Below are 19,927 nucleotides of genomic sequence, written 5' to 3'. Positions count from 1 at the left end.
ACCGAAGGGGAGCGCCATGAAACGCCTGTTTGTCCACGCGCTGCTTGGTGTTCTGCTCGGTGCTGCGGTGTTGCGGGCCGCGCCGGCGCGCGAAGGTCCGCTGGTACTGGTGAGCTTCGATTACCCGCCGTTCATGGAGGTGCAGCCGGGTCAGCCGCCGACGGGCATGATGGTGGAGCTGGTGACCACCATCTTCGCGCGCATGGACCAACCCATCGACATGCAGTTCTATCCACTGGCGCGCAGCCTGTCGCTGATTGACACACCGCGCGCCGACGGTTTTTTCACCATCAAGAAGAACGAAGAGCGCGAGCAGAAATACCTGTTCCCGCGCGAACCGCTGCTGACCCAGGATTTCGTGATCTTCGTGCGCGCCGGTTCGCGCATGGCGTTCCAGGGTAACGTCAGCGAGCTGGCCGAGGTGCGCCTGGGCGTGGTCAACAAGGTGTCGTATGGGGCCATTTTCGATGGCGCTGCCGCCCGGGGTGGGTTGCATCGCCTGGAAGTGGCGCAGACCTACGAAGCCAACTTCCGCAAATTGCTGGCCGGGCGCATGGATGCCCTGGTGAGCAGCCGGGTGATGGGCGCCGCAGTGCTCAAGCGCCTGAATGCGCTGGACAAGGCCAAAGTGATCGGTCCGCCGATCGAGACGACCCAAAGTTACCTGATTTTCAACCGCAACACGGTCGCGCCGGAGGTGGTCACGGCGTTCGACCAGACCCTCAGCAATATGCGCAAGGACGGCTCGCTGCGCAGGATACGCGACAAATATACGCGCTGAACGGCCCATGGCAATCGGTGGTTTGAATTTATAATCTTAAATTATCCTGCGGTATCGAATGGCGACGCAGACGCGCCTGGCGACAAGAATGAATTTTCCGCCCCTGGCCAAGCCGGGTTGGCGGCTGTTATCAATTGTATTTATTTAAGTGGAATGGAATTCGTATGGCCAATGTCAATGTCAATGTGAACGGTATCAATGTCAGCAACACCGGTAGCTTCGTGCTGTTTGGCGGCATCAATGTGCTCGAATCGCGCGATCTTGCCATGCGTGCATGCGAAGAATATGTGCGCGTGACGCAAAAGCTGGGCATTCCCTACGTGTTCAAGGCCAGCTTCGACAAGGCCAACCGTTCGTCGATCCATTCGTATCGCGGTCCTGGCCTGGAAGAGGGCATGCGCATCTTCCAGGATGTCAAGGCGGCGTTTGGCGTACCGGTGATTACCGACGTGCACGAGCCATTCCAGGCGCCGCTGGTCGCCGAAGTGGTCGACGTGCTGCAACTGCCGGCCTTCCTGGCACGCCAGACCGACCTGGTGGTGGCGCTGGCCAAGACCGGCAAGGTCATCAACATCAAGAAGCCGCAGTTCCTCAGCCCGGGCCAGATGGCCAACATCGTCGAGAAATTCAAGGAAGCGGGCAACGAACAGCTGATCCTGTGCGATCGCGGCACCTGCCTCGGTTATGACAACCTGGTCGTGGACATGCTGGGCTTTGGCGTGATGAAGAAGACCTGCAACGACCTGCCGATCATCTTCGACGTCACCCACGCGCTGCAGCAACGCGATCCGGGCGGCGCCGCTTCCGGTGGCCGCCGCCAGCAAGTGGCCGACCTGGCGCGAGCGGGCATTGCCGTGGGTATCGCCGGCCTGTTCCTGGAAGCGCATCCCGATCCGGACCACGCTCTTTGTGACGGTCCAAGCGCCTTGCCGCTCGATAAGCTGGAACCGTTCCTGTCGCAACTGAAGTCGCTCGACGACCTGGTGAAGTCGTTCCCGGCACTTAATATCGCTTGATGGAGAATCGCAGCGTGAACGATATCACCACCCAGCGCCTGGCCATCGTTATCCCGGCCCGTTACGGTTCCACGCGCTTGCCTGGCAAGCCGCTGGCCGACATCCTCGGCAAGCCCATGGTGCAGCACGTTTATGAACGCGCACTCGAAGTGCCGGGCGTGCATGCGGTGGTAATCGCCACCGACGATGAACGCGTGGCCGAGGCTGCGCGCGGCTTCGGCGGCCGCTGCGTGATGACCTCGCCCGACCATCCGTCCGGTACGGATCGCCTGGCCGAGGTCATGCAGTCGGTCGAGGCCGAGATCTACATCAACCTGCAAGGCGACGAGCCGATGGTGCGCCCCGGCGATATCGCCATGCTGGCCCATGGCATGTGGGCCGATAGCTCGGTCCAGGTCGGTACCCTGTGCCACCCGATCGACGCCGACGAAGCAGATAACCCGAACACGGTCAAGGCGGTCCTGGCCGGCAATGGCGATGCGCTGTATTTCAGCCGCGCCAAGATTCCGTTCGCCCGCGATGACGCACCGGCGCGCTACCTCAAGCATGTCGGCGTGTATGGCTATCGCCGCGACGTGCTGGCTGCTTACTCGAGCCTGCCGCCGGCGATGCTGGAACAGGTGGAAAAACTGGAGCAGCTGCGTTTACTGGCAGCCGGCATGCGCATCCGCGCGTTCGAGGTGGAACCGACCGGCCCCGGCGTCGATACGCCCGAGTGCCTGGTGCGCGTGCGCGCATTGATGGCAGGGGAGACTGGCGCGGCTGCGGCTGCGGCTGCAGCAGCGGCGCCCGCGCCATTGCCTTCCCTGGCCGGTATCAAGCTCGTGATCACCGACGTCGATGGCGTGCTGACCGACGGCGGCATTTATTACGATGCCACCGGCGAATGCCTGAAGCGCTTCCACGTGCGCGACGGCCTCGGCATGCGCCTGCTGGAAGAAAACGGTGTGCGCGTGGCGGTGTTGTCGGGCCGTGATTCGCCCACGCTGCGCAAGCGCGTGGCCGACCTTGGCATTACCTTGTACCAGTTCGGCGTCAAGGACAAGCACGGCGCCTGCCGCGCGCTGATGGAGCAGGCGGGCGTCGCCGTCCACGAAACCGTCTGCATTGGCGACGACAGCATCGATCTGCCGGCGTTTGCCGCCTGCGGCCTGTCGTACGCGGTGGCCGATGCACCCGTGTACGTGCAGCGCCGCGCCAGCGCCGTGCTGGCAACGGCGGGCGGCAAGGGTGCGTTCCGCGAGTTGGCCGATGCGATCCTGGTAGCGCAGGGCAAGGAACACGTATTCGGTTCGGCCGAGGGCTTTGCCACGGTGATGGCGGGCATGGCCCAGTAATTTTTTGTATTTTGAAATGGATGCAGTAATGAGTGAATCAATTACCCAGGCCCGCCAGGTGGTGGCGATGCAAATCGATGCGTTGTCGGCCATGGCTGACCGCATCGGCGCCGATTTCGACGCCGCTGTGGACATTGTCCTGGCCCGCCAGGGGCGCGTGGTGCTGGTGGGGATGGGGAAATCCGGCCTGATCGGCAAGAAGATTGCCGCCACCATGGCCTCTACCGGCACCCCGGCCTTCTTCGTGCATCCGGCCGAAGCCTTCCACGGCGACTTGGGCATGATCGGTCCGCAAGACGTGGTGGTGATGATTTCCAACAGTGGAGAAACCGAGGAGCTGGTACGCATCCTGCCTTTCCTCGAGCACCAGGAAAACCGGATCATCGCCATGACCGGCCGCCGCGATTCCACCCTGGGCCGGCACGCCCACGCGGTGCTGGACGTGTCGGTCGAGCGCGAGGCGTGCAATAACAACCTGGCGCCCACCAGCTCCACCACCGCCACCCTGGTGATGGGCGATGCGCTGGCCGTGGTGCTCTCGTCGAAGTGCAATTTCCAGCCTGAAGACTTCGCCCGCTTCCACCCCGGTGGCAGCCTGGGCCGTCGTTTGCTCACCCGCGTGGCCGACGTCATGCACAAGGACAATCTGCCCGTGTGCCGTCCCGATGCGTCGTTCCGTGACGTGGTACACGAAATCAACCGTGGCCGCCTGGGCCTGGTACTGGTGATGCAAGACGGTGATTTGCTGGGCATCATCACCGATGGCGACGTGCGCCGCGCGTTCGATTCCGCCGCCGACTACCGCGAGATCGCGGCCCGGCACATCATGTCGTCCGAGCCGAAGCTGGCTGCACCGGACGAGCGCTTCTCCGATGCAGAAGCGCGCCTGCGCGCCGCCAGGATCAACGCGCTGGTCGTCAAGAACCAGGCCGGTGAAGTTGTTGGCGTGCTGCAGATTCACGATGTCGTTCCTGACAAGCCGGTCGTGTAAAGATCCTCGACCTGCAGCCAGCGGTTTCACAGGGCGTACGCAGCCTGTGCTGCGATGGCCGCAACCACCGCCGATACCGCGGCAGCCTTGGCGACGGGAATCAGGCGCTGCGCGTGGTACGTCAGGGTCAGCACCACGACAACCGCGCCGGCAGTCAGCGCGCCCAGCCACATGACCCACCCCTGGGTGGCGCCCTTGAGCGCCAGCGACGCGGCCAGCGACAGCAGCAATCCGGCCGTGCCGCATGCCTGCAACCAGCGCGTCTTGTCGCCCGGGGAGGAGCCGCGCCCGTACAACGCTTCCCAGTGCCGGTCCATTGCAAGGCTCAACCCGGCAAAACCGGCCAGCGCGGCAGCCAGCGCCGCGTAGATCAGCAAACCGTTGGTCAGCGCGCTCATGCTGCGCCTCCACTCGCCAGCACCGGTGCCGGCTCATTGATCTTGTCAACTTTATTTACTTTATTCATTCTTGAATTACCCATCCGTTTAGCCGCAAATAACAATCCGATTCCAATCACCAGTACCACCAGGTCGAAACCGGCGATCTGCAGCAAGCCGTGCGACAGGCTGTAACCAAGGTGCGACTCGGTAGTGAACATATTGAGTATCGGCAGACCGGCAAACAACACGCCACCGACGGCCAGCAATATCTGCCACATGCGCCGCGAGGGCCGGGCCATTGCCAGCACGGCTGCCGTACCCCAGGCGCCGAAGAACCAGGCCGCTTCCATGGCCGGCCGCTCGGCCAGTTCCACCGGCACCAGGCGGTTGGACCAGAAGTAGGCGGCAATGGCGATCGGCACGCCGGCAATGGCGCCCAGGTTCAGGCCATCGACCAGCCGCAGGCCGAAGCCGACCCGTCCCCCCTTGGCCAGCGCCTTGGCGTATTTCTGGCGTTCTTTTACGGCCCACAGTATCAGGCCAGTGGCCACCATCGCGCAACCGGCCAGGCCGGCGACAAAGAACAGCGCCCGCAGCGCGGCACTGGAAAAGCGCGCCGCGTGCAGGCCGATCATCACGCCCTGGGTTTGTGCAGCCGGTGCTGCCGCCTGCTCCGGCGGCGAGACCAGTGCACCGGTCACGCCATCGAACACCATGGCCGGCTGGTCCACCGACATCTGCTTGCCGTCGCGGCGATACAACGCCACTGCGGCATTGGTCTGTTTGGGATGGCTGACAACGATGCGCCCTACGCCGCCTTCGCCCCAGGCGGCCGTGGCCTGCGCCAGCAGCGGCTGTAATGGCGTGAGCGCGGCCGGCACGCGCGAGGCCTTGGGATCGATGGCCACGTCCTGGCGCAGTTCGGTGAAGAACTTGTCGCGTTCGTCCTGGTACACGGCCTTCACGCCCCACGGCATGTACAGGAACATCAACGTGACGAGGCCGGTGTACGTGATCATCAGGTGGTAGGGCAGGGCCAGCACGGCGCTGGCGTTATGGGCGTCGAGCCACGAGCGCTGGCCCTTGGCCGGCCGGAACGTGAAGAAGTCCTTGAAAATGCGCTTGTGCGTGACGATGCCCGACAGGATGGCCACCAGCATGAACATGGCGCAGATGCCGACGATCCAGCGCGACCAGATCACCGGCATGTAGTGCAGGTCGAAGTGCATGCGGTACAGGAATTCGCCGCCACGCGTGTCACGCGCAGCCGCCAGTTCCTCGCCGGTGGCCGGATCGAGCGTGGCATTGCCGAAGCGCGCGCGGCGCGGACGTTGCTCGCCCTGCCTGGCCGGGTCGGCTGGCGGCGGCGCCCACATGGTGCGCAAGGTCGGTTCGCGCTCGCTGGGCAGCGTGAAGATCCAGCGGTCGCTTTTGGGGGCGCGCTGCTCCAGGAAGGCCACGGCATTGGCGGTGGCAGCGGCCGGCGCCACCTGGCGCGTCATCGACTGGTGGACCTCCGGCTTCATCCACAGCGTGATCTCGTCCTTGTAATACGAGGCAGTACCGGTGCAGAACACCAGGAACAGGATCCAGCCGGCCAAGAGGCCGGTCCAGGTGTGCAGCCATGCCATCGACTGGCGCAATCCTTCCTTCATGCCGCACCTCCGGTGAAGGCGCCCAGGGCCAGCACCACGGCGCCAGGCAACAGGGACGCGAGCAGCAGACCGGTCCAGGCGCGCAGCGCGCTGGCGCAGGCGAATACCCACATCACCGCCACCGGATACACCACGAAGGCAGTCAGGGTGCCGGTCATCGCCGCTTCGGCGCGGGTGGTGGGCAGGGTGAGGGCGAGGGCGGCGGCGACCAGCGCGGACAAGGCGTAGCCGCCGGCAATGGCGGCGACGGTGCGCGACAACACGCCCGCGCGGTAACGAATGGTAGAGACCATACAACTTCCTTCAGATGCACGCTCGAAGCGCTAAATGCGAATAATTCTCGTTCATTATTGCAGTGTTGTCAATGAGGAAGTAGTTGCCGCGATTGGCTCACGAACGTGATTTTTTTGGCCGGCGTATGCCATGGTTTGAGCTGTGACTATAATCAATGGACCATAAAACTACATGAAGAGACTCATGAAAACATTCGCTCCCTTGCTGCTTGCCCTGGCGTCTGCGCCGGCCTTCTCCGCCACGTATTACGTCGCGCCCAATGGCAACAACAGCAACGCCGGCACCCAGGCCGCGCCGTTCGCCACGATCGCGCGCGCGCAAACCCAGGCCCAGCCCGGCGACACGGTGTACCTGCGCGGCGGCCGGTATGCCTATACCGCCGGCGTGGAAAGCTGCGCCAGCCGCACCGCCATCGTCAACGCCATCACGCTCGACAAGAGCGGCGCCGAAGGGCGGCCGATCCGCTACTGGGCCTACCCGGGCGAAAAGCCGGTGTTCGACTTCTCGGCGATGAAGGACGACTGCCGGGTCAAGGGCTTCAATGTCACCGGCAGCTGGCTGCATTTGAAGGGGCTGGAAGTGACGGGCGCGCCGCAGCAGCCGGGCAACCGCCTCAATCACGAATCGTGGGGCATCTGGGTCAACGGCAGCCGCAATACGTTCGAGCAGCTCGACCTGCACCACAATATGGGACCGGGCCTGTTCATCCAGAACGGCAGCTACAACCTGGTGCTCAACAGCGATTCGCACCACAACTACGACCCGTACACGTCCAACGGCGCAGGCCAGAGCGCTGACGGCTTCGGCGCCCACATCAAGGCCAACAACCCGGGCAATGTGTTCCGCGGCTGCCGTGCCTGGGCCAACTCCGACGACGGTTTCGACCTGATCAACGCGTTTTCGCCGGTGGTCATCGAGAACTCGTGGGCCTGGTCGCACGGCTACCTGCCCGGCACCACTACGCCGCTGCAGGCCGGTAACGGCAACGGCATCAAGGCCGGCGGCTACGGCGGCGCCTATGTATCGAATGGGGTGAAGCACACGGTGCGCTTCTCGGTGGCGTTCAAGAACAAGGCGGCCGGCTTCTACGCCAACCACCATCCGCTGGCGCTGGACTTCTTCAACAACACGTCATTCGACAACGGCTACAACTACGACATGCTGGGCATCTCGGCCGACGGCACGCCCGTCAACTTCGGCACGCTGCGCAACAACATCTCGTACAAGGGCCAGCAGTCGCGCAATATCGACGGCACCAATATGCGCTACAACTCGTGGAATTTGCCGGTGACGGTGTCCGACGCCGACTTCGACGACGTCTCCGCCACCGGCTGGGATGCGCCGCGCCAGGCCGACGGCAGCCTGCCGGTGCTGCGCTCCTACCGCCTGCGCACCGGCAGCGACTTGATCGACAAGGGCGGCGACGTCAACCTGCCGTTCCTGGGCGCCGCGCCGGACCTGGGCGCGTTCGAGAAGCAATAACGACTTCTTCCGCTTACTCCTTGAGCTTCGACGCCAGCTGCGCCACGCGTTCGGGATCTGCCTTTACGGCCGTGCTGATGGCGCGGCCGTAATTGGCGTCGGCCTTGTAGAAGTACGACAGCATGGTGTACTTGATGCCGTCATCCTTGACCTGGCCCAGGTCGCCCGCCAGGTTGCTTACCAGGTTGGCCTGCTGGCCGGCATTGAGCGACCTGTAAAAGTCGCCGGCCTGGGCGAAGTTCAGGGTTTTGACGGTGCGCGCCTGCTGGGTGGTGCCGGTCAGTTTCAGCTCGGTGGCCTTGAATTCGGCAGTGTCGGCCAGCGGCGCCCGGGTGCTTGGCTGGTAGTTGACGTCGCCTTTGCGGCTGCCGCTGTTCAAGGCGCCATCCTGGTTGTAATTGGCGGCTTCGTTCCTCGGACGGTTGATCGGCAGTTGCAGGGCATTGGCGCCGATGCGGTGCAGCTGGGTGTCGGCGTACGAGAACAGGCGGCCTTGCAGCATGCGGTCTTCCGACGGCTCGATGCCCGGCACCAGGTTCGACGGCGCCATTGCCGACTGCTCGGTTTCGAGGAACACGTTATCGGGATTGCGGTTCAGGGTCATCGTGCCGATCTTGGTTTCCGGGACGCCGGGCCAGATCTTGGTGGCGTCAAGCGCATCGAAGTTGAACCTGGCCAGCTGCTCGGGTTTTAATACCTGCACATACAAATCCCATTGCGGATAACGGCCGTCCTTGATGGCGCCGATCAGGTCGCGCGTCAGGTGGTTGAATTCGCGGGCCTGGATGGCTTCCACTTCCGTCGCGTTCAGGTTCTTCTCGCCTTGCAGGCTTTTCCAGTGGAATTTGACGTAGCTGACCTGGTTCTTTGCGTTGACGAATTTATAGGCATGCACGCTGTTGCCGTCCATTTCGCGGTAGCTGGCCGGCGTGCCCAGGTCCGTGTACAGGCGCGTGAGCATGTGCGTCGATTCCGGCTGGTGCGAGAAGAAGTCGAAGAAGCGGTTCGGGTCCTGGATGTTGGTATCCGGTGCAGGTTTGAGCGAGTGCACCATGTCCGGGAACTTCATGGCGTCGCGGATGAAGAAGATGGGCAGGTTATTGCCGACCAGGTCCCAGTTGCCCTGGCTGGTATAGAACTTGGTCGCGAAGCCGCGCGGATCGCGCAGGGTTTCCGGCGAGTGGTTGCCATGGATGACGCTGGAGAAACGCACGAATACCGGTGTCTGCTGGCCCGGCGTAAAGACTGCCGCGCGCGTGTATTCCGAGACGTCCTTGCTGGCGACGAACACGCCGTGGGCGCCGGTGCCACGCGCATGGACCACGCGCTCGGGCTGGCGCTCACGGTCGAAGCGTTGCAGTTTCTGGATCAGGTGCACGTCCTGCAGCAGGACCGGGCCGTTGGGTCCGGCTGTTTGCGAGTTCTGGTTGTCGCCGACCGGGGCGCCGTTGTCGCGCGTGAGCTGGGTACCAGCCTGCGTGGCGTTCTGGGCATGGGCGGCGCCAAATCCCATCGCTGCCGACAGGGCGAGGGTGGCCAGGATAGTAGGGTTCATGATGTCTCCAATTCAGGGTAAGGAAGACAACATTACTGCCGGGTTATTCATTGTCCTAGTCAATTATTACTATGAAATCGATAGTGTTTTACTGATAGTCACCTTGCCCGACCCCGTCATAGGACAGGGGGAAATCAAGCGCCCTTGCGCTAGACTGGTGTTGATTCATTACGGGAGACATGACATGAGTGCCGGCTGCCAACACTTCAACCAGATTCATACGCATGCCGCCAATACCAGCGGTTGCGAAGAGTGCACGAAAATGGGCGACACCTGGGTGCACCTGCGGGTGTGCCTGACCTGCGGCCACACCGGCTGCTGCGACCAGTCGAAAAACCGCCACGCCACCCGGCATTTCGAGGCCACCGGCCACCCGATCATGCGCTCAAAGGAGCGCGGCGAGACCTGGGGCTGGTGCTATATTGACGAGGAAATGTTCGACCCGATCTGACCTTCGATCCGACCTTGCTTGCCAGGAGTTCCATGTCCAAACCATTGTTCACGCTAGTCCTCACCATGGCCCTCGGGCTGGGCGGTGCCAGCGCCCAAGCGCTCGACTGCGCCAACGCCACTGCCACGCCGGACATGAACGAATGCGCGGCGCGCACGCAAAAAGCGGCGGAGGCCAATCTCAACGCTACGTACCAGCGCGTGCTCAAGACCGTCACCGAGCGCAAGGTGCGCACCCAGTTCGTCGCCGCCCAGCGGTTATGGATCAAGTACCGCGAAGCCGACTGCAAGACCGTGCAGGCGCTGTACGGCACCGGCACCATCCGCACGGTGATGTATTTGGGCTGCCTGCAAAATCGGGCCGAGACCCGCACCAGGGAACTCGAGATGTTGCAAGGCGACCGCTAGGCTGCCATTACTGGCTATTCTTCTTCCTGAACTGCGCTGCCTTGTAGCGGTTGCCGCACAAGGCCATGCTGCACCAGCGGCGCTTGTGCGACTTGGTGCGGTCGTAAAACCACAGGATGCAGTCGGGATGTTCGCACTGCCGCACCAGCGTGAAATCGCCTTCCACCAGCAACTGCGCCACCGCTTCGGCCACCGGGCCCAGTAGCGAAGCTATCGCGTCGCCGCGCGCGGTACGGGTGAGTGCCAGCTTGCCGTGCTCGCTGCGCGCCAGGTGCGGCGCGCCGAGGTAGGCGTGCAGGTAGTCGTTGAGTGCTGCGATATCTGCCTTGTCGAATGCATCGGGGCCGCTTTCCGCATCGTCTTTGTGTCGCGTGATCAGCCGCCGCGCCAGCGCGCGCAAGGCCAGTGCCCGCGCCAGCAGCGCTGCGCCCCCGGCTTGCCCACTCACTTCCTCACCTGATTGACTGTCTGCTTGCCCGCCTGCCGGCTGCGCCGCTGCGATGCCTTGTCGCGCCAGCCACGCGCGCACAGCGTCGCCGCTATGCCAATATTCCACTACAGCGCCGTCGCTGCGCGCCTCGGTGTTGAGCAAATCCAGCGCCAGGTGGTCGCCCAGCAATGGCGCCTCGTCGGTTGTCGTCATCGAATTCATTTAATAACCTTTAAAAATGCAGTTGACAGGTTACTCAAGTCACGACATACTCGGCTCAAGTAACCTGCTTGAGATAATTATACAGGTTATTAAAACTCATCCCATCCGGAGAAATATCATGACCACATCCACCATTGCCGCTGCCGCCATCATGGCTACCGCCTTATCCGCCCACGCGGCACCACCCGCCGTCCATCACCAGTCGCTGCAAGTCCAGGGCGTCAACGTGTTCTATCGCGAAGCCGGTCCTGCTGACGCGCCCACGGTATTGCTGCTGCACGGCTTCGGCGCGTCGTCGTACATGTTCCGCAACCTGATCCCGCAACTGGCGCACAAGTACCACGTGGTGGCGCCGGACCTGCCGGGCTTCGGCCAGACCAGCGTGCTGCCAGGCACCGCGTTCGACTACACCTTCGACAACCTGGCCAAGGTGATCGACGCCTTCGCGGTGGCCAAGAGCATCGACCGCTACGCCCTGTACGTGTTCGACTACGGCGCGCCGGTGGGCTGGCGCCTGGCGGTCAATAATCCGCACAAGATCACCGCCATTGTCAGCCAGAACGGCAACGGTTACGAAGAGGGATTGAGCGCCGGTTGGGCCGACATGCGCCGCGCCTGGGCTGAGCCCACGGCGGCCAACCGCGAAGCGCTGCGCCGCTTCAACACCCTCGACATGACCCGGTGGCAGTACACGGAGGGCGTGCGTGACACCACGCTGATCGCGCCCGAGACCTGGCAACTGGCGCATGCCGCGATCGAACGCATCGGCGTGGAAGTGCAGATGGATTTGCTGCTGGACTACGGCCAGAACATCAGGCAGTACGCGAAGCTGCACGAATTTTTCCGGCGTCAGCAACCGCCCCTGCTGGCCATCTGGGGCCAGAACGATCCGTTCTTCGTGCCGGGCGGCGCCGAGGCCTTCAAGCGCGACAACCCGAAGGCGCAAGTGCGGTTCCTCGACACCGGCCACTTCGCCATCGAGACCCACGGCGCGGAAATCGGCGCGGCGATGCTGGAGTTCCTGGACGGCGCGGCGGTCAGGTAACGCTAGCGTTGCTTGCTGCTGGCGAATTCCTCGATCTTGTGGGTGGCGCCGGACACCACCAGGATGTCGCCGGGCCGCACCAGTGTTTCCGGCAGCGCATGCTGGAAGTCTTCACCGGCGCGCTTGACGCCAACGATGGTCACGCCAAAACGCGACCGCACGTGGGCGTCGGCCAGGGTCTTGTTGTGGGTGAGGGCGGGAGCACGCAGCTTGGCGATGGCAAAGCCGTCGTCGAACTCGATGAAGTCCATCATCCGGCCCGTGATCAGGTGCGCCACGCGCTCGCCCATGTCCACTTCGGGATACACCACGTGGTGGGCGCCGATGCGCTGGGCGATCTGGCCGTGTTCGGGCGTGAGCGCCTTGACCCAGATGTCCTTGATACCGAGTTCGGTCAGCACCATCAGCGACATCAGGCTGCTGGCCAGGTCGGCGCCGATGCCGACGATGGCGTGCGAAAACTCGGCCACGCCCAGCTGGCGCAGCACGCTGGCATTGGTGGTGTCGGCCTGCACGGCGTGGGTGAGCTTGTCTGCCCATAGCTGCACCAGGTCGGCGTCGCGGTCGATGCCCATGACGTCGTGGCCCATGCGCATCAGCGACTCGGCCACCGAACCGCCGAAGCGTCCCAGGCCGATGACAACCACGCTGTCGCCGCTGGAAAAGGAGAACTGCTCTGAAAAGATCTTACCCAACAATTGGATGCTCCTCTGCGTAACGATAAGGCATGCGGCGCCCGCCCAGCACCAGCGACGCGGCCAGCGTGATGGTGCCCACCCGTCCCAGGTACATCAGGAGCGTGAGCAGCAACTGGCCGGAAGCGGGGAGATGCGGCGTGATGCCGGTGCTCAGGCCCGCGCTGCCGAAGGCCGAGATTACCTCGAAAATGATCTGATCGGTCGGAAAGTCGGTGACTGCCAGCAGCGCCATGGTGCCCGCCACCACGACCGCGCTGCCCATTACCACCACGGTGATCGCCTGGCGCTGGGCGGAGGCACCGATGCGGCGCCCGAACGCTTCGGTGTCCGAGTGGCCGCGCACCTCGGCCAGCACCAGCAGCACCAGGATCGCCACCGTGCCCACCTTGACGCCACCGGCCGTGCCAGCACTGCCGCCGCCGATGAACATCAAAAAATAGTGCAGCGCCAGCGATTCCTGGGTGAGGGCGCCGATATCGACCGCATTGAAGCCGGCCGTGCGCGCTGCCACCGACATGAACGAGGCGCCCAGCAGCTTGTCCGGCACCGACAGGCCGCCGAGCGTGCGGGCGTTGTGCCATTCGGCCAGCAGGATCGCCACCATGCCGCCGACCAGCAGCAGCGCGGTGCCGGCCAGCGTCAGCTTGGTGTGCAGCGACCAGTGGCGCGACTCCCTCAAGCGGTTGCGGCTGGTTTTGCGTAAATCGTGAAGTACAGGAAACCCCACGCCGCCCACCACGATGGCCAGCATCATCGGCAGCAGCACCAGCGCGTCGCCGGCGTAGCGCACCATGCTGTCCGCGTGGATCGAAAAGCCGGCATTGGTGAACGCCGAGACGGCATGGAATGCGCCGCTCCACGCGGCCTCGCCCCACGGCAGGTCGTAGCCGTAGCGCAGGCGCAGCGTCAGCACGGCGGCAATGATCAACTCGGAAGCAAACGTCACCACCAGCACCAGCCGCGCGACGGCGGCGACATCGCCCAGGCCCAGGGTACGGGTTTCCATCTGCGTCATCAGCTTGGTGCGCAGGCGCGGCGAACCGTTGACCAGCAGGCCAAGCAGGGTGGCGGCGGTCATCATGCCGAAGCCGCCGCACTGGAACAGCAACATGATCATGCCCTGGCCGAAACCCGACCAGTAGGTGCCGGTATCGACCACCGCCATGCCGGTCACGCACACCGCCGAGACGGCAGTGAAGAACGCCACCAGCACGGGCGCGCCATCTGGGCCCGAGCGCGCTGCCGGCAGCATCAGCACCAGCGTGCCAACGACAATCGCGGCCAGGAAGCCAAGGGCGACCGCGCGCGCGGGGTGCAGCACTGTTCTCATGGGGATCCGGGAGGACTGGTGGTAGTGGGGCGCCGATTATACCGAGAACCGGGGTTTGATAACGGATTGAAGCCGACGCTGGAGGCGGATGTCCAAGTTTCCATACATGGGCCTGGCACAGCTCTACCGTTTTCTGCTCACATACTGTCGTCAGAGCCGAATTTCTTTAAAGAAATTCGTTTGAATTCAATGGCTTGCAGGCTTCATATCGTTTCATAATGGCTGGCATAACCATTGCTATTCCCCCATACCCCGGGCGCCGACCCTGGGACTAAAACTTGGAGGAGTACATGAAAAAGAAACGTCCATTAACCCTGTACATTCTGGTCGCGATGGTGCTCGGGGTGGCGGTAGGTTACGGTTGCCACGAAGCGATCACCGATAAACAACTGAGCGCGCAGATCGCCTCTCACATCTCGATCGTCACCGATGTGTTCCTCCGCCTGATCAAGATGGTGATCGCGCTGCTGGTGTTTTCCACCCTGACGGTCGGCATTGCCCACCTGGGCGACGGCAAGGCTGCCAGCCGCATCGGCGTCAAGGCCATGGGCTGGTTCGTGGTGGCGTCGCTGCTGTCGCTCACGCTGGGCATGGTGCTGTCGAACTTCCTGCAACTCGGTACCCATCTTGGCCTGCCGCTGCCGCCGGTCGATGCCACCACCGGCCTGAAAACCGCCGCGTTCACGCTCAAGGACTTCGTCAGCCACCTGGTGCCCAAGTCGCCGATCGAGGCGATGGCCAATAACGAGATCCTGCAAGTGCTGGTGTTCTCGCTGTTCTTCGGCAGCGCCTTGAGCGCGCTGGGCGAGTCGGCGTCGAAGCTGACATCCGCCATCGACCAGCTGGCGCAAGTCATGCTGCGCATTACCGGCACCATCATGAACCTGGCACCCTTGGCCGTGTTCGCGGCGATGGCGTCGGTGGTCACCACCAACGGCCTGGGCATCCTGCTGACCTTTGCCAAGTTCATGGGCGGTTTTTACCTGGGACTGGTGTGCCTGTGGGCGCTGCTGGTGCTGGGCGGCTATGCCTTCATCGGCAAGCGCATCTTCCGCCTGCTGGTGCTGATCCGCGAACCGTTCCTGCTGGCGTTTTCCACGGCCAGTTCGGAAGCGGCATATCCGAAAATGCTGACCGCGCTCGAGCAGTTCGGCGTGCACCGCAAGATCTACAGCTTCGTCATGCCGATGGGGTATTCGTTCAACCTCGACGGCTCGATGATGTACTGCACCTTTGCCGTGCTGTTCATCACCCAGGCCTACGGCATCGACATGTCGCTCGGCACCCAGATCACCATGCTGCTGGTGCTGATGATCACCTCGAAAGGCATCGCCGGCGTGCCGCGCGCGTCGCTGGTGGTGATCGCCGCGACCCTCAACCAGTTCAACATCCCGGAAGCGGGCTTGCTGCTGTTGATGGGCATCGACCAGTTCCTCGACATGGGCCGTTCGGCCACCAACGCGGTCGGTAACGCCGTGGCCACCGCAGTGGTCGCCAAGTGGGAAGGCGCGCTCGATGAAGAGCGCCCGGAGCAGGTCGAAGCAATCAAGCACGCCGCATAAAACATAAAAACACCGGAGACAACATGAAACAACAGTTCGCCATCGTACTGGCCCTCGCTGTGGTCGCATCCACTGCCGCCGCCCAATCCTCGGTCACCATTTACGGCGTCGCGGACGCCGGCCTGGTGCTCGAACGCGGCGGCCCGGCCGGCAATGTGCAGGCACTCGGCAGCGGCGTGGCTTCGGCCTCGCGCATCGGTTTCAAGGGCAAGGAAGACCTGGGCGGCGGCCTGACGGCGTCTTTCCAGCTGGAGAACGGTCACAATATCGACACCGGCGCGGCCGGCCAGGGCGGCCTGCTGTTCGGCCGCCAGGCTTACGTGGCCTTGTCGAGTACCACGCTGGGATCGATCAGCGCCGGCCGACAGTACTCGCCATACTACAAGGCGCTGCGCGATATCGCCGATCCGTTCGTAGTCGGCCTGGCCGGTAACGCCATGAACATGGTCGCCACCACCTCGCGCGTGGACAACTCGGTGGAATATACGACGCCGCGCGTCAACGGCTTCTCGGCCGACGTGCTGTACGGCTTCGGTGAAGTACCGGGCGACACGGCAAAAAGCCGCACCGTGGGCGCGGCCGTCAGCTACGCCGGGCCGGAGTCGTTGCCCTTGAACCTAGTGCTGGTCCACCACCAACGCGACAATGCGCTGGCCACCGCGCGCAGCCGTTCCACCATGCTCGCTGCCCGCTACCGCGTGGGCAGCGTCACTACCCACGCATCGCTGTCGCACAACCAGGACCTGTTGCAGCGCGCCAGCAACGACGCGCTGATCGGCGCCACCGTGGCCATGGGACAGGGCAAATGGCTCGCATCCGCCATCTTCCACCGCGACCAGTCCACGCTGAACCAGGACGCGCGGCAACTGGCCATCGGCTACACGCACAACCTGTCGCGCCGCACCGACGTGTACACCGCGTACGCGCATATCAGCAACCGCAATGGCGCCGTTTTCCATGTCGGCAATGCCACCGACAATGGTACCGGCACCGGCGGCTTCAACCTGGGCGTGCGTCATGTGTTTTAATAGCGGTCCTCAGTTACACTTTCATCTGGTTTAATCAAAGGGATCCATGCCGGCAGCGCAGAAAACGTCCTGGACGCGGTTGCTGACGTTCGCGGTACTGCTGGCGGCCGGGCTGGCGCTGGCCGTCGTCGCCGGCCGCTGGGCCGAGCACGCGGCCATCGAGCGCCTGCGCGAAGCGGGCGCCCAGCGCCTGCAAGGCTATGCGCTCGGCCTGGAAAACCTGCTGTCGAAGTACGACTTCCTGCCCGGTACCCTGGAGCTCAACAAGGACGTGATCGCGCTGCTCGCCGACCAGCACGACGACGGGCTGCGGCGCGAGGTCAATACTTACCTCGAGAGCGTCAACAAGCTGTCGCGCGCAGCCACCATTTACATCGTCAATTTGCAGGGCATTACCCAGGCGGCCAGCAACTGGCGCGCGGCAGACAGTTTTGTCGGCGACAACGTCGCCTTCCGTCCCTACGTGCGCGATGCGCTGAACGGCAAGCCGGGCGGCTTCTATGGCGTAGGCACCACCAGCCGCGAACCCGGTTATTTCTTCGCCCACGGCATTTACCGCAACGGCCATATGCTCGGTGTGGCCGCGCTCAAGGTCAATATCGAAAAGCTGGAAGCGTCCTGGGTGCAGGGCCGCGACCGCGTGCTGCTGGCCGATGCCAACGGCGTTGCCATCCTGAGTTCCGTCCCTGAATGGAAATACGGCACGCTGGCCCCGCTGGCGCCCGAGGTGCGGCGCGAGCTCGAACGCTCGCGCCAGTTCCATTCGCACTCGCTCAGGCAGATCGGCTACCGCGAGGTGCGAGCGCTCGGCGCGAACGCGGAAGCCGGTACCAGCATCGTGGCCGTGGACGGCGCGCCGGGCAGCGGCCACATGCTGCGCCAGTCGCTGCACATCGGTGCGCGCGATTGGCAGTTCGTGTATTTTTCCGACCTGGGACCGGCCGAGGCCAGCGCACGCAGCGCCCTGGTTTTTGCCTGCCTGTCGCAGGCGCTGCTGGCCATGCTGGTGCTGTATGCGCGCCAGCGCCGCCGCCTTGGCCGCCAGCGCCTGCGCGCGCGCGAGGATTTGCAGCGCGCCTACGACGACCTGGAAACCATGGTGGCCGAGCGCACCGCCAGCCTGCAGCAGATGACCGAGAACCTGTCCGCAGAAAACCTGGTGCGGCGCAAGGCCGAGCAGCAACTGCGCCAGGCGCAGTCGGAGCTGATCCAGGCTGCCAAGATGGCGGTGCTGGGCCAGATGTCGGCAGGGATGACCCATGAACTGAACCAGCCCCTGACCGCGCTGCGCACCATGGCCGACAACGCACGAGTGCTGATCGAACGCGGACGCCTGCCCGAAGCCGGCGCCAACCTGGCCACCATCTCGCAACTGGTGGCGCGCATGGGCCTGATCACCGGGCAGTTGCGCCAGTTCGCACGCAAGACCGACGCCAGCTTGCAGGCAGTGCCGGTGGCCGCTGCGATTACCGGCGCACTGTTCCTGGTCGAGCGGCGGGTGGAGCAGGAGCGCATCAACTTCCGCATGGCGATGCGCGACCACGACGTCCACGCGCTGTGCGACAGCAATCGCCTGGAACAGGTGCTGGTCAACCTGTTCACCAACGCGCTTGACGCCATGCAGCACAGCGAGGTGCGCCAGCTGACCGTGACGGTGGAGCGCACCGACGAGCGGGTGATGATCGGCGTGGCCGACAGCGGCCCCGGGGTGCCGGCAGACATCCGCGCCCACCTGTTCGAACCATTTTTTACGACAAAACCGCAAGGGCAGGGCCTGGGCCTGGGGCTGGCGATCTCGGAGCAGATCGTGCGCGAATTCGGCGGCCTGCTGCGCGTGGAAACCGCGCCGGCCGGTGGCGCCCGGTTTATCATTGAGCTGCCTTTGGCGGAGCGGGAGACAAACAATGCATGATATGAAAATTTTATTGGTTGAAGACGATGCCAGCGTGCGCGCCGGCAGCGCCCAGGCGCTGGACCTGGCCGGACTGCAGGTGACGGACTTTCACGCGGCCGAAAACGCGCTGGCGCACGTTACCCCGGGTTTTGCAGGCGTGGTGGTGACCGACGTGCGCCTGCCCGGCATGAGCGGCCTCGATCTGATGGCGGCGGTGCACGCCATCGACGCCCAGCTGCCGGTGATCCTGGTCACCGGCCACGGCGACATCAACATGGCGGTCAATGCCATGCGCGACGGCGCCTACGATTTCATCGCCAAGCCCTATTCGTCCGAGCAGCTGGTGGAAGTGGTGCAGCGGGCGCTGGAAACCCGGCGCCTGGTCCTGGAGGTGGCAGCGCTGCGCCACCGCATCGAGCATGGCGAAGGCATCGAAGCGACCCTGCTCGGTGATTCACCGGCCATGCGCGACCTGCGGCGCCTGATCCTGGACCTGGCCGATGCACCGGCCGATGTGCTGATCTACGGCGAAACCGGTACCGGCAAGGAGATGGTCGCGCGCTGCCTGCACCAGTACAGCCGCCGCCAGAACAAGCACTTCGTCGCCCTCAACTGCGGCGCCATCCCCGAGAATATCTTCGAGAGCGAAGTGTTCGGCCACGAACAGGGATCGTTTACCGGCGCGGCCAAGCGCCAGATCGGCAAGATCGAACATGCCGACGGCGGCTCGCTGTTCCTCGACGAGATCGAGAGCCTGGCCATGCCGTTACAGGTCAAGCTGCTGCGGGTGCTGCAGGAGCGGGTCGTGGAGCGGCTCGGCTCCAATACGCCGGTACCGGTCGATCTGCGCGTGATCGCCGCATCGAAGGTCGATTTGAAGGAATGGTCGGACCAGCAGAAGTTCCGCAGCGATTTGTACTACCGCCTGAACCTGATCGTGCTGAATCTGCCGCCGCTGCGCGAACGGCGCGAGGACATCCCGCTGCTGTTCGAGCACTTCCTGCTCGGTGCTGCCGCGCGCTACCAGCGCGTGGTGCCGCCGGTGCCGGGACCGCTGATGCAGTCGCTGATGGCGCACGACTGGCCCGGCAATGTGCGTGAACTGCGCAATATCGCCGAGCGGTACGCATTGGGCCTGTCGAGCGGCGCGGATGGTTTGCTGTCGGTGAAAAACCTGGCGCCGGTACCGCTGGCGGACCAGGTGGGCGGCTTCGAGCGCGCGGTGATCGAGCAGGAATTGCGCAAGGCCGGCGGCAGCGTGACGGAGGTGAGCGTGGCGCTGGGCGTGCCGAAGCAGACCTTGTATTACAAGATGCAGAAGTATGGCTTGACGTCGGACGAGTACAAGAACCCGTAATGCAGGCCATTG

At 63.9% G+C, this 19,927-nt stretch carries 19 protein-coding genes; 12 read left to right on the top strand and 7 right to left on the bottom strand.

Translation table 11 applies throughout. The features are described 5' to 3' along the window. Window positions 1–16: 16 nt before the first annotated feature. From ASF04_RS21105 to ASF04_RS21085, 4 genes are all read left to right on the top strand, one after another. A complete protein-coding gene (locus ASF04_RS21105) occupies window positions 17–781 on the top strand; it encodes an ABC transporter substrate-binding protein (protein WP_056146351.1) in 765 nt (254 codons plus the stop codon). A 164-nt stretch (window positions 782–945) separates the two neighbouring features. Continuing rightward, window positions 946–1,797, top strand: coding sequence for a 3-deoxy-8-phosphooctulonate synthase (kdsA, locus tag ASF04_RS21100; RefSeq protein WP_056146349.1), 852 nt, complete (start codon window positions 946–948; stop codon window positions 1,795–1,797). 14 nt (window positions 1,798–1,811) lie between these two features. Beyond that, window positions 1,812–3,134, top strand: a complete 1,323-nt coding sequence (kdsB, locus tag ASF04_RS27005) for a 3-deoxy-manno-octulosonate cytidylyltransferase (protein WP_229205148.1) — start codon at window positions 1,812–1,814, stop codon at window positions 3,132–3,134. A gap of 28 nt (window positions 3,135–3,162) precedes the next feature. Next, the gene (locus ASF04_RS21085; protein ID WP_056146346.1) at window positions 3,163–4,125 is read left to right on the top strand and encodes an SIS domain-containing protein; all 963 of its coding nucleotides are present in this window, start codon (window positions 3,163–3,165) and stop codon (window positions 4,123–4,125) included. A gap of 26 nt (window positions 4,126–4,151) precedes the next feature. Here the strand turns inward: ASF04_RS21085 and ASF04_RS21080 are convergent, their stop codons facing one another. From ASF04_RS21080 to ASF04_RS21070, 3 genes are read right to left on the bottom strand one after another with little or no spacing between them, the layout of a single operon-like run. Continuing rightward, window positions 4,152–4,523, bottom strand: coding sequence for a DUF3325 domain-containing protein (locus ASF04_RS21080; RefSeq protein WP_056146343.1), 372 nt, complete (start codon window positions 4,521–4,523; stop codon window positions 4,152–4,154). Then, complete coding sequence (locus ASF04_RS21075; RefSeq protein ID WP_056146339.1) at window positions 4,520–6,160, bottom strand: PepSY domain-containing protein; 1,641 nt, start codon at window positions 6,158–6,160, stop codon at window positions 4,520–4,522. Before ASF04_RS21075 ends, ASF04_RS21080 begins: the two co-directional genes overlap by 4 nt. Next, a complete protein-coding gene (locus ASF04_RS21070) occupies window positions 6,157–6,453 on the bottom strand; it encodes a DUF3649 domain-containing protein (protein ID WP_056146338.1) in 297 nt (98 codons plus the stop codon). The genes ASF04_RS21075 and ASF04_RS21070 overlap by 4 nt, the downstream gene beginning before the upstream one ends. Window positions 6,454–6,637: 184 nt before the next feature. Between ASF04_RS21070 and ASF04_RS21065 the strand changes: the two genes are divergently transcribed. Further along, window positions 6,638–7,936 carry a right-handed parallel beta-helix repeat-containing protein gene (locus tag ASF04_RS21065; protein WP_056146335.1) on the top strand — a complete coding sequence of 433 codons (1,299 nt, stop codon included), beginning with the start codon at window positions 6,638–6,640 and terminating at the stop codon, window positions 7,934–7,936. A 13-nt stretch (window positions 7,937–7,949) separates the two neighbouring features. On the opposite strand, the gene ASF04_RS21060 is transcribed toward ASF04_RS21065, so the two are convergent. Beyond that, window positions 7,950–9,491 (bottom strand): catalase, encoded by a 1,542-nt coding sequence (locus tag ASF04_RS21060; protein ID WP_056146332.1) that lies wholly within the window; start codon window positions 9,489–9,491, stop codon window positions 7,950–7,952. Window positions 9,492–9,675: 184 nt separating this feature from the next. Here ASF04_RS21060 and ASF04_RS21055 point away from each other — a divergent pair, with 184 nt between their 5' ends. Together ASF04_RS21055 and ASF04_RS21050 are read left to right on the top strand one after the other, a co-directional pair. Further along, complete coding sequence (locus ASF04_RS21055; RefSeq protein WP_056146327.1) at window positions 9,676–9,942, top strand: UBP-type zinc finger domain-containing protein; 267 nt, start codon at window positions 9,676–9,678, stop codon at window positions 9,940–9,942. A 32-nt stretch (window positions 9,943–9,974) separates the two neighbouring features. Further along, on the top strand, window positions 9,975–10,349 hold the full coding sequence (locus tag ASF04_RS21050) for a lysozyme inhibitor LprI family protein (RefSeq protein ID WP_056146323.1): 375 nt from the start codon (window positions 9,975–9,977) through the stop codon (window positions 10,347–10,349). A gap of 7 nt (window positions 10,350–10,356) precedes the next feature. On the opposite strand, the gene ASF04_RS21045 is transcribed toward ASF04_RS21050, so the two are convergent. Continuing rightward, window positions 10,357–11,001 (bottom strand): ABATE domain-containing protein, encoded by a 645-nt coding sequence (locus ASF04_RS21045; RefSeq protein WP_056146320.1) that lies wholly within the window; start codon window positions 10,999–11,001, stop codon window positions 10,357–10,359. A gap of 118 nt (window positions 11,002–11,119) precedes the next feature. Here ASF04_RS21045 and ASF04_RS21040 point away from each other — a divergent pair, with 118 nt between their 5' ends. Then, window positions 11,120–12,046: an alpha/beta fold hydrolase gene (locus ASF04_RS21040; protein ID WP_056146317.1), complete on the top strand. Its 927-nt coding sequence runs from the start codon at window positions 11,120–11,122 to the stop codon at window positions 12,044–12,046. Between the two features lie 2 nt (window positions 12,047–12,048). On the opposite strand, the gene ASF04_RS21035 is transcribed toward ASF04_RS21040, so the two are convergent. Beyond that, entirely contained in the window at window positions 12,049–12,744 is a 696-nt protein-coding gene (locus ASF04_RS21035) for a TrkA family potassium uptake protein (protein WP_229205147.1), read from the bottom strand. Beyond that, a complete protein-coding gene (locus tag ASF04_RS21030) occupies window positions 12,734–14,074 on the bottom strand; it encodes a TrkH family potassium uptake protein (protein ID WP_056146314.1) in 1,341 nt (446 codons plus the stop codon). The genes ASF04_RS21035 and ASF04_RS21030 overlap by 11 nt, the downstream gene beginning before the upstream one ends. Window positions 14,075–14,364: 290 nt before the next feature. Here ASF04_RS21030 and ASF04_RS21025 point away from each other — a divergent pair, with 290 nt between their 5' ends. From ASF04_RS21025 to ASF04_RS21010, 4 genes are read left to right on the top strand one after another with little or no spacing between them, the layout of a single operon-like run. Further along, window positions 14,365–15,636 (top strand): dicarboxylate/amino acid:cation symporter, encoded by a 1,272-nt coding sequence (locus ASF04_RS21025; RefSeq protein ID WP_019919996.1) that lies wholly within the window; start codon window positions 14,365–14,367, stop codon window positions 15,634–15,636. Between the two features lie 23 nt (window positions 15,637–15,659). Further along, window positions 15,660–16,664, top strand: a complete 1,005-nt coding sequence (locus tag ASF04_RS21020) for a porin (RefSeq protein ID WP_056146309.1) — start codon at window positions 15,660–15,662, stop codon at window positions 16,662–16,664. A 46-nt stretch (window positions 16,665–16,710) separates the two neighbouring features. After that, on the top strand, window positions 16,711–18,576 hold the full coding sequence (locus tag ASF04_RS21015; protein WP_056146306.1) for an ATP-binding protein: 1,866 nt from the start codon (window positions 16,711–16,713) through the stop codon (window positions 18,574–18,576). Further along, the gene (locus ASF04_RS21010; protein WP_056146303.1) at window positions 18,569–19,915 is read left to right on the top strand and encodes a sigma-54 dependent transcriptional regulator; all 1,347 of its coding nucleotides are present in this window, start codon (window positions 18,569–18,571) and stop codon (window positions 19,913–19,915) included. Before ASF04_RS21015 ends, ASF04_RS21010 begins: the two co-directional genes overlap by 8 nt. Window positions 19,916–19,927 lie beyond the last annotated feature (12 nt).

Origin of the sequence: Duganella sp. Leaf61 (assembly GCF_001421905.1) — a bacterium.
Lineage (GTDB): Bacteria > Pseudomonadota > Gammaproteobacteria > Burkholderiales > Burkholderiaceae_D > Rugamonas > Rugamonas zoogloeoides.
The sequence above is the reverse complement of the archived record's forward strand: the minus strand, read 5'-3'. Positions and strand labels throughout refer to the sequence as shown.

Coding starts and splice junctions, on each gene's coding strand:
- ASF04_RS21085 (WP_056146346.1), top strand. CDS start 3,163: ATGAGTGAATCAATTACCCAGGCCCGCCAGGTGGTGGCGATGCAAATC.
- ASF04_RS21045 (WP_056146320.1), bottom strand. CDS start 11,001: ATGAATTCGATGACGACAACCGACGAGGCGCCATTGCTGGGCGACCAC.
- ASF04_RS21020 (WP_056146309.1), top strand. CDS start 15,660: ATGAAACAACAGTTCGCCATCGTACTGGCCCTCGCTGTGGTCGCATCC.
- ASF04_RS21060 (WP_056146332.1), bottom strand. CDS start 9,491: ATGAACCCTACTATCCTGGCCACCCTCGCCCTGTCGGCAGCGATGGGA.
- ASF04_RS21055 (WP_056146327.1), top strand. CDS start 9,676: ATGAGTGCCGGCTGCCAACACTTCAACCAGATTCATACGCATGCCGCC.
- ASF04_RS21025 (WP_019919996.1), top strand. CDS start 14,365: ATGAAAAAGAAACGTCCATTAACCCTGTACATTCTGGTCGCGATGGTG.
- ASF04_RS21030 (WP_056146314.1), bottom strand. CDS start 14,074: ATGAGAACAGTGCTGCACCCCGCGCGCGCGGTCGCCCTTGGCTTCCTG.
- ASF04_RS21080 (WP_056146343.1), bottom strand. CDS start 4,523: ATGAGCGCGCTGACCAACGGTTTGCTGATCTACGCGGCGCTGGCTGCC.
- ASF04_RS21105 (WP_056146351.1), top strand. CDS start 17: ATGAAACGCCTGTTTGTCCACGCGCTGCTTGGTGTTCTGCTCGGTGCT.
- kdsA (WP_056146349.1), top strand. CDS start 946: ATGGCCAATGTCAATGTCAATGTGAACGGTATCAATGTCAGCAACACC.
- ASF04_RS21040 (WP_056146317.1), top strand. CDS start 11,120: ATGACCACATCCACCATTGCCGCTGCCGCCATCATGGCTACCGCCTTA.
- ASF04_RS21065 (WP_056146335.1), top strand. CDS start 6,638: ATGAAAACATTCGCTCCCTTGCTGCTTGCCCTGGCGTCTGCGCCGGCC.
- ASF04_RS21015 (WP_056146306.1), top strand. CDS start 16,711: ATGCCGGCAGCGCAGAAAACGTCCTGGACGCGGTTGCTGACGTTCGCG.
- ASF04_RS21050 (WP_056146323.1), top strand. CDS start 9,975: ATGTCCAAACCATTGTTCACGCTAGTCCTCACCATGGCCCTCGGGCTG.
- ASF04_RS21075 (WP_056146339.1), bottom strand. CDS start 6,160: ATGAAGGAAGGATTGCGCCAGTCGATGGCATGGCTGCACACCTGGACC.
- ASF04_RS21070 (WP_056146338.1), bottom strand. CDS start 6,453: ATGGTCTCTACCATTCGTTACCGCGCGGGCGTGTTGTCGCGCACCGTC.
- ASF04_RS21010 (WP_056146303.1), top strand. CDS start 18,569: ATGCATGATATGAAAATTTTATTGGTTGAAGACGATGCCAGCGTGCGC.